At 63.8% G+C, this 6,968-nt stretch carries 5 protein-coding genes, 1 tRNA gene and 2 pseudogenes; 5 read left to right on the forward strand and 3 right to left on the reverse strand.

Translation table 11 applies throughout. The features are described from left to right. The 5 genes and pseudogenes from AC1DU6_RS15490 to AC1DU6_RS15510 all read left to right on the forward strand — a co-directional run. A partial coding sequence (locus AC1DU6_RS15490) for a sensor histidine kinase (protein WP_477858137.1) occupies positions 1–1,236 on the forward strand: 1,236 nt, incomplete at its 5' end. A 6-nt stretch (positions 1,237–1,242) separates the two neighbouring features. Further along, a pseudogene (locus AC1DU6_RS15495) lies at positions 1,243–1,611 on the forward strand (response regulator); the annotation flags it as partial. 144 nt (positions 1,612–1,755) lie between these two features. Further along, positions 1,756–1,941 (forward strand): annotated as a pseudogene (locus AC1DU6_RS15500) (helix-turn-helix domain-containing protein); the annotation flags it as partial. A gap of 77 nt (positions 1,942–2,018) precedes the next feature. Continuing rightward, a tRNA-Phe gene (locus AC1DU6_RS15505) sits at positions 2,019–2,094 on the forward strand. Between the two features lie 299 nt (positions 2,095–2,393). Next, positions 2,394–3,245 carry a toll/interleukin-1 receptor domain-containing protein gene (locus AC1DU6_RS15510; RefSeq protein ID WP_477858139.1) on the forward strand — a complete coding sequence of 284 codons (852 nt, stop codon included), beginning with the start codon at positions 2,394–2,396 and terminating at the stop codon, positions 3,243–3,245. A gap of 567 nt (positions 3,246–3,812) precedes the next feature. On the opposite strand, the gene AC1DU6_RS15515 is transcribed toward AC1DU6_RS15510, so the two are convergent. The 3 genes from AC1DU6_RS15515 to AC1DU6_RS15525 all read right to left on the reverse strand — a co-directional run bounded on the left by AC1DU6_RS15515 (position 3,813) and on the right by AC1DU6_RS15525 (position 6,951). Beyond that, positions 3,813–5,546 (reverse strand): ABC transporter substrate-binding protein, encoded by a 1,734-nt coding sequence (locus AC1DU6_RS15515; protein WP_477858140.1) that lies wholly within the window; start codon positions 5,544–5,546, stop codon positions 3,813–3,815. Between the two features lie 253 nt (positions 5,547–5,799). After that, positions 5,800–6,108, reverse strand: coding sequence for a DUF2160 domain-containing protein (locus AC1DU6_RS15520; protein ID WP_477858142.1), 309 nt, complete (start codon positions 6,106–6,108; stop codon positions 5,800–5,802). A gap of 30 nt (positions 6,109–6,138) precedes the next feature. Then, the gene (locus AC1DU6_RS15525; RefSeq protein ID WP_457322533.1) at positions 6,139–6,951 is read right to left on the reverse strand and encodes a carbohydrate ABC transporter permease; all 813 of its coding nucleotides are present in this window, start codon (positions 6,949–6,951) and stop codon (positions 6,139–6,141) included. Between the last annotated feature and the right edge of the window lie 17 nt (positions 6,952–6,968).

The raw sequence follows: 6,968 nt of genomic DNA on the forward strand, positions 1-6,968 counted from the left end.
ACACGCTCCTTCGCCGACATGACCGGCCAACTGGCCGACGCGCGCGCGCAGGTGTCGCGCACCGTGGCCGAGCTGGACGCCGCCCGCACCCACCTGCAGACCATCCTCGACAACCTGACCGCCGGCGTCCTCGTCATCGACGCCGACGGCTTCCTCGAGACCGTCAACCCCGGCGCGACGCGCATCCTGCGCCTGCCGCTGTCGGCCTACATCGGCCGCCCATTGGCCGACCTTGCCCCGCTGGCCGAGTTCTCCGCGGCGCTGGACCAGCGCTTCGAGCAGCACCTCGGCCGCGACAGCGGCGAGCGCGACATGGACCGCGAGCTTTGGCAGGACTCCTTCGAGCTCAAGCTCGACCCCAAGCAGGACCCGCTGACCCTGCTCGTGCGCGGCGCGCCACTGCCGCAGGCGGCCCGCCTTGTCGTCTTCGACGACATCTCCGAGGTGGTGTCGGCGCAGCGCTCGGCCGCCTGGAGTGAGGTCGCGCGCCGCCTCGCCCACGAGATCAAGAACCCGCTGACGCCCATCCAGCTCTCGGCCGAGCGCATGCAGCACAAGCTCGAAGCCAAGCTCGAAGGTACCGACCAGGCCATGCTCGTGCGTTCGGTGGCCACCATCGTCAACCAGGTGCAGGCCATGAAGCAGCTCGTCAACGAGTTCCGCGACTACGCCCGTCTGCCGTCGGCCCAACTCAAGCCCCTGGATCTGAACGAGCTGATCCACGAGGTGCTCAGCCTCTACGCCGAGCCGCAGGAGCGGGGACGCTTGACGGCCGAGCTGGCCGCCAACCTGCCCCACATCAAGGGCGATGCCAGCCAGCTGCGCCAGGTCATCCACAACCTCGTGCAGAACGCCCTGGACGCCGTGCACGAGCGCCCCGATGGCCATGTGGCCGTGCGCTCCTCGTTGTCCGTGACCGAGGGCGGCACGCCGCGTTCGGTGCGCCTGCACATCGTCGACAACGGCCCCGGTTTTGCCGAAAAAGTGCTAAAGCGCGCCTTCGAACCTTATGTGACAACCAAGGCCAAGGGCACCGGCCTGGGCCTGGCCGTCGTGAAGAAAATTGCCGACGAACACGGCGCCCGCATCTCCTTGCGCAACCTGCATCCGGCTTCCGATGCGGGTTCTCCCCCGGACGGCAGTCAGGAGGCTGTCGTGACCGGCGCGCAAGTTTCGCTATCATTTTCGAATCTGGCACCTGCCACCGAGCCCGGTGCACAGGCTGCCAAGACCTAAGGATTCATGGCCACGATTCTTGTTGTCGACGACGAACTGGGCATCCGTGCCCTGTTGTCCGAAATCCTCAGCGACGAGGGACACACCATTGAGCTTGCCGAGAACGCCACCCAGGCGCGGGCGGTGCGTGAACGCATGCGCCCGGATCTCGTGCTGCTCGACATCTGGATGCCCGACGTCGACGGCGTAACGCTGCTCAAGGAATGGGGCAGCGCCGGCGTGCTGACCATGCCCGTCATCATGATGAGCGGCCACGGCACCATCGACACGGCGGTGGAGGCCACCAAGTTCGGTGCCATCGCCTTCCTCGAAAAGCCGATCACGCTGCAGAAACTGCTGCGCGCCGTCGAGCAGGCGCTGGTCAAGACTGCCCCGCCGCGCCCCGCGCCAGCGGCGGTCGGCATGGCCAACAGCTATGCCCGCCCCGAGATGAGCCCGATGCAGGCTGCGCCCGCCAGCCTCGCGGGCAACAGCCACATGCCTGGCAACGCATTGGCGTCCGAGCAGAGCTTCGAGCTCGACCGCCCGCTGCGCGAGGCGCGTGACGCCTTCGAGAAGAGCTACTTCGAGTTCCATCTCGCCAAGGAAAACGGCTCCATGACCCGCGTCGCCGAGAAGACCGGCCTGGAGCGCACCCACCTCTACCGCAAGCTCAAGCAACTGGGCGTCGACCTGAGCCGCAACAAGCGTGGCAGCGGCGGCTGACGTAGCAAAAGCTGCGCGGCCTGTGCTACAGTCGCGGACTTCGCTGAACGGCGCCAGCCATTCGGGAAGCAGATCAAGGCCTGGTAGCTCAGTTGGTAGAGCAGCGGATTGAAAATCCGCGTGTCGGTGGTTCGATTCCGCCCCAGGCCACCAGACAAGAACGGCACCCTTCGGGGTGCCGTTTGCGTTTGGGGGTTTGGGGCGGATGAGAACCACCGAGTGGTTCGCTCAAGGCAGTCCGGTGGACTGCCTTGGACGTGGCCTGCGGCCACGGGCCGAGCGCTCCGCGAGGCCGAGGGATCGGTCCGACCGATCCCGAGCATTCCGCCTGTCGTCGCAGGACATAGACTTCGCCGAAGCTACAAGCACTTAGAGCAAGCCCCGCGTAGTTGACCTACCCGGGGCTTTTCTACATCTCAGTGCGTTTCTACAAAACATGGCGGAGGCGTGACATGAAGGTTTTTCTAAGCTGGTCAGGCGTGCGGAGTCACGGAGTTGCGAAGGCGTTCGCCGAGTGGTTGCCGACGGTGTTGACTTCATCCAAGCCTTGGATTTCCTCCGAGGACATCGAAAAGGGCGCCACATGGATCACCGGGATCAAAGAGGCACTCACCGAGTCCAAGGGCATTGGCGTCTTCTTCGCCACCCGTGAGGCCCTCGTTAGTCCCTGGCTCAACTTCGAGGCGGGGGCTATTGCGAGCCTAGGGGCGCAGCGTGTTTGCGTCGTCTGTGTCGACATTGAGCCGGGCGAGATGAGCCCCCCCCTCGGCCTGTTTCAAAGCACGAGGATTGAGCGCGAGGACATATTCAGGTTATTGAAGACGCTCAATGGACAGCTGATCGAACCGTCATCTGACGCCGTTTTGACAAAGATTTTTGAGCGCTCATGGGCCGAACTGGATGAGTCCATCAAGCAAGTCCTGGCAGACACGGAAAAAGCGAGCAAGAAAGGCCCCCGGAAACCTTCGCCTGACCAAATCATTGCCGACATCGYGTCCGGTGTGCAGCGCATCGAATCRCGACTGAGCACTCTGGAGACAGCTTCAAAAAGGCTCCCTGCGGATTGGAAAGCCAAGAGCTCAAATGAGGCAGTGAAGGTTTGGCGGAATTTGCCCAAGACGGCACTTCAACAGCAACGGGAAACGAGTGCCCTGCTCGCGGCGCTACGAGAAGATAACGAGCAACTTAGTGAACCGAACCTGAATGCCCTGTATCGGTTGCTCTCCGGCATCGAACGGTCGCAAAGTGTGATTGGTAAGAAGGATCGGCCCGCTGATGCAGGCGCTGAGTCCGAGGACGAATAGTCGGTCCGCTGTCGAAGCGGCTGTCGGCGAGCTCGATCTTCAGCACGTCGGCCGGCCGATGGCCGGTCAACAACGCCAGGTCCATCGCATCGCGTGGGCTGGTCTGCCTTCTCCCACACGGCCTGGAACTCGTCGTCGCTGACATAGCGGTCTCGCCCCGATTCCTTGAAGCCCTTCACGCCCTGGCAGGGGTTCGTGGCGTCGGTGTAGTCCCACTCCCTGGCCTTGTTGAAAAGATGGCTCAGAAGGGYCTTCTCGCGGTTCGCACGGGCCTTGACCTGCTGACCACGCTTGTCCATGTAGCCGCGCACGTGGTGCGGCTTGATCGCGTCGATCTGCATACGGCCGAACACGGCCCGTATCGGCACCCTGCCGCCGGCCCACAACTTCGTCAACAGTCGCACCGGTGGCCTACCAGCGCCTTGTGCGCGCCACTACGCCGCCATCACTGATCCAGCAAAACTGGGCCAGTTGCCGCGCTCGCATGCAATCGCAACACGCAAGAAAAAGACCCGGCACTTCGCCGGGTCCGACACGCCATCGCCGTCGCGACAGACCGTGGCTTGCTCAGCGAACCTTCCCCGACTTCCACGCATTCAGCAGCGTGTCGTAGGCAATCGTTTCGCCCTTGGGTTTCTCATTGGCGAGCTTCTTCCACGGTGCGCTCTTGTCGGACAGCCACTTGCCCGGGTCTTCCTTCTTGTTGAGCTTGGGCGCGCAGCGGGCCATGCCGGCGCGCTCTAGGCGGCTCATGACCTGGTCCATCTCCTCGGCCAGGTTGTCCATGGCGGCCTGCGGGGTCTTCTCACCCGTCACGGCGACGGCGACGTTCTTCCACCAGAGCTGCGCGAGCTTGGGGTAGTCGGGCACGTTGGTGCCGGTCGGCGTCCATGCGACGCGGGCCGGGCTGCGATAGAACTCCACCAGGCCGCCGAGCTTCGGCGCCAGGTCGGTCATCGCGCTGCTGCGGATGTCGGACTCGCGAATGGGCGTCAGGCCCACGATGGTCTTCTTGAGCGAAACGGTCTTGGCGGTCACGAACTGCGCGTACAGCCAGGCTGCCGCCGTCTTGTTGGCATCGTGCGCTTCGAAGAAGGTCCATGAGCCCACGTCCTGGTAGCCGTTCTGCATGCCTTGCTTCCAGTACGGGCCGTTCGGGCCCGGGGCCATGCGCCACTTCGGCGTGCCGTCGGCGTTGACCACCGGCAGGCCGGGCTTGGTCATGTCGGCGGTGAAGGCGGTGTACCAGAAGATCTGCTGGGCGATCTGGCCCTGGGCCGGCACGGGGCCGGCCTCGCCGAAGGTCATGCCGGTGGCTTCCTTCGGGGCGTATTTCTTCATCCAGTCGACGTACTTGGTGAGTGCGTAGACGGCCGCGGGCGAATTGGTGGCGCCGCCGCGCGACACGCTGGCGCCGAGCGGTGTGCAGCCGTCGGGTGAGGCGCGGATGCCCCACTCGTCGACCGGCTTGCCGTTGGGGATGCCGATGTCGGCCGTGCCGGCCATTGAAAGCCAGGCGTCGGTGAAGCGCCAGCCGAGCGACGGGTCCTTCTTGCCGTAGTCCATGTGGCCGTAGATGGGCTTGCCGTCGATGGTCTTCACGTCGTTGGAGAAGAAGTCGGCGATGTCCTCGTAGGCGCTCCAGTTCAGCGGCACACCCAGCTCGTAGCCGTACTTGGCCTTGAACTTCTGCTTCAGGTCCGGCCGGGCGAACAGGTCGGCGCGGAACCAATACAGGTTGGCGAACTGCTGGTCGGGCAGCTGGTAGAGCTTCTTGTCGGGGCCGGTGGTGAAGCTGGTGCCGATGAAGTCGGCCAGGTCGAGCCCCGGGTTCGTCCACTCCTTGCCCTTGCCGGCCATGTAGTCGGTCAGGCTCATGATCTTGCCGTACCGGTAGTGGGTGCCGATCAGGTCGGAGTCGGAGATCCAGCCGTCGTAGATTGACTTGCCCGACTGCATGGAGGTCTGCAGCTTCTCGACSACGTCGCCYTCCTGGATCAGGTCGTGCTTGAMCTTGATGCCGGTGATCTCTTCAAAGGCCTTCGCGAGCGTCTTGGATTCGTACTCGTGCGTGGTGATGGTTTCGGACACCACCGAGATCTCCTTCACGCCTTTGGCCTGCAGCTTCTTGGCAGCGTCGATGAACCACTTCATCTCATCCGCCTGCTGCTGCTTGCTCAGCGTGGAGGGCTGGAACTCGCTGTCGATCCACTTCTTGGCTTCGGCCTCGCCGGCCCATGCGCCCTGACCCACAGCCAGAGCAGCAGCGGCAAAGGCCACGGCATTCAAGCGCAATTTCATGTCTGTCTCCTGAGATGGCTTCCCATTGCTTGCACTGGCACGCCGGTCGGGAAGAGATGGCCGGCCGCCTTCTTGAAAAAACTGCGTCGCTTCAGAGGGTGAGAGGGCATCCGGCGTGGCCGAGATGGCTTCCCAAAGCGCCCTGGTCTAGGCGCAAAGCACAGCCGTAGCTCGGGCTACGGCGAGCATTTGCAACGACGAGCAGGGTGGTTTGGGGAGTCAAAGCGGGCATGCTGGATGTCCTCTCACCCTCTTAGCCCTTGCGCATGATCAGCATGAGCAGCGCCATGGAGATGACGAAGCTGATCCAGATGGACGGCTCGTCCACGAGGCCGAACCACGTGACCATCTTCTCGCTCAAGGCCACGAAGGCCAGGTTGACCCAGGCCGCCGCCAGCAGGCCGATGAACAGGCGGTCCCCGCGGGTCGTCTCCAGCGGCAGCCAGCCGCGGCGGCTGGTGGTGGGCGACTTCAGCTCCCAGACCGTCATGCCGATCAGCATCAGCACGATGCTGCAGAAGARCACCGCCACCGGCAGCGTCCAGGCCATCCACTCGAACATGCTTGTCTCCTTTCGGTCGATCGCCGGGCGCTAGACGCGGCCCATCGCGAAACCCTTGGCGATGTAGTGCCGCACGAACCAGATGACGATCGCGCCGGGCACGATGGTCAGCACGCCGGCGGCGGCGAGCACGCCCCAGTCCATGCCGGAGGCACTGACCGTGCGCGTCATCGTCGCCACGATGGGCTTGGCGTTCACGCTGGTGAGCGTGCGCGCCATCAGCAGTTCCACCCAGCTGAACATGAAGCAGAAGAACGCCGCCACGCCCACGCCGGCCTTGATGAGCGGGACGAAGATGGTCAGGAAGAAGCGCGGGAAGGAGTAGCCGTCGATGTAGGCCGTCTCGTCGATCTCGCGCGGGATGCCGCTCATGAAGCCTTCCAGGATCCAGACCGCCAGCGGCACGTTGAACAGCAGGTGCGCGAGCGCCACGGCGATGTGCGTATCCATCATCCCCAGCGTGGTGTAGAGCTGGAAGAAGGGCAGCAGGAAGACGGCCGGCGGCGTCATCCGGTTGGTCAAAAGCCAGAAGAAGACGTGCTTGTCACCGAGGAAGCTGTAGCGGCTGAACGCGTAGGCCGCCGGCAGGGCCACCAGCAGCGAGATCACCGTGTTGATGGCCACGTAGATCAGCGAGTTGATGTAGCCGGAGTACCAGCTCTCGTCGGTGAAGATGGTCTTGTAGTGTTCCCAGGTGAAGTGCTGCGGCCAAAGGCTGAAGCTGGACAGGATCTCCGTGTTCGTCTTGAACGACATGTTGACCATCCAGTACACCGGCAGGATGGCAAACAGCAGATAGGCGACCAGGAAGATCGTGCGCTTCTTGAAACGCCGCTCATCCATGGGCCACCTCCTTCGGC

Source organism: Roseateles sp. P5_B10 (assembly GCF_056400485.1).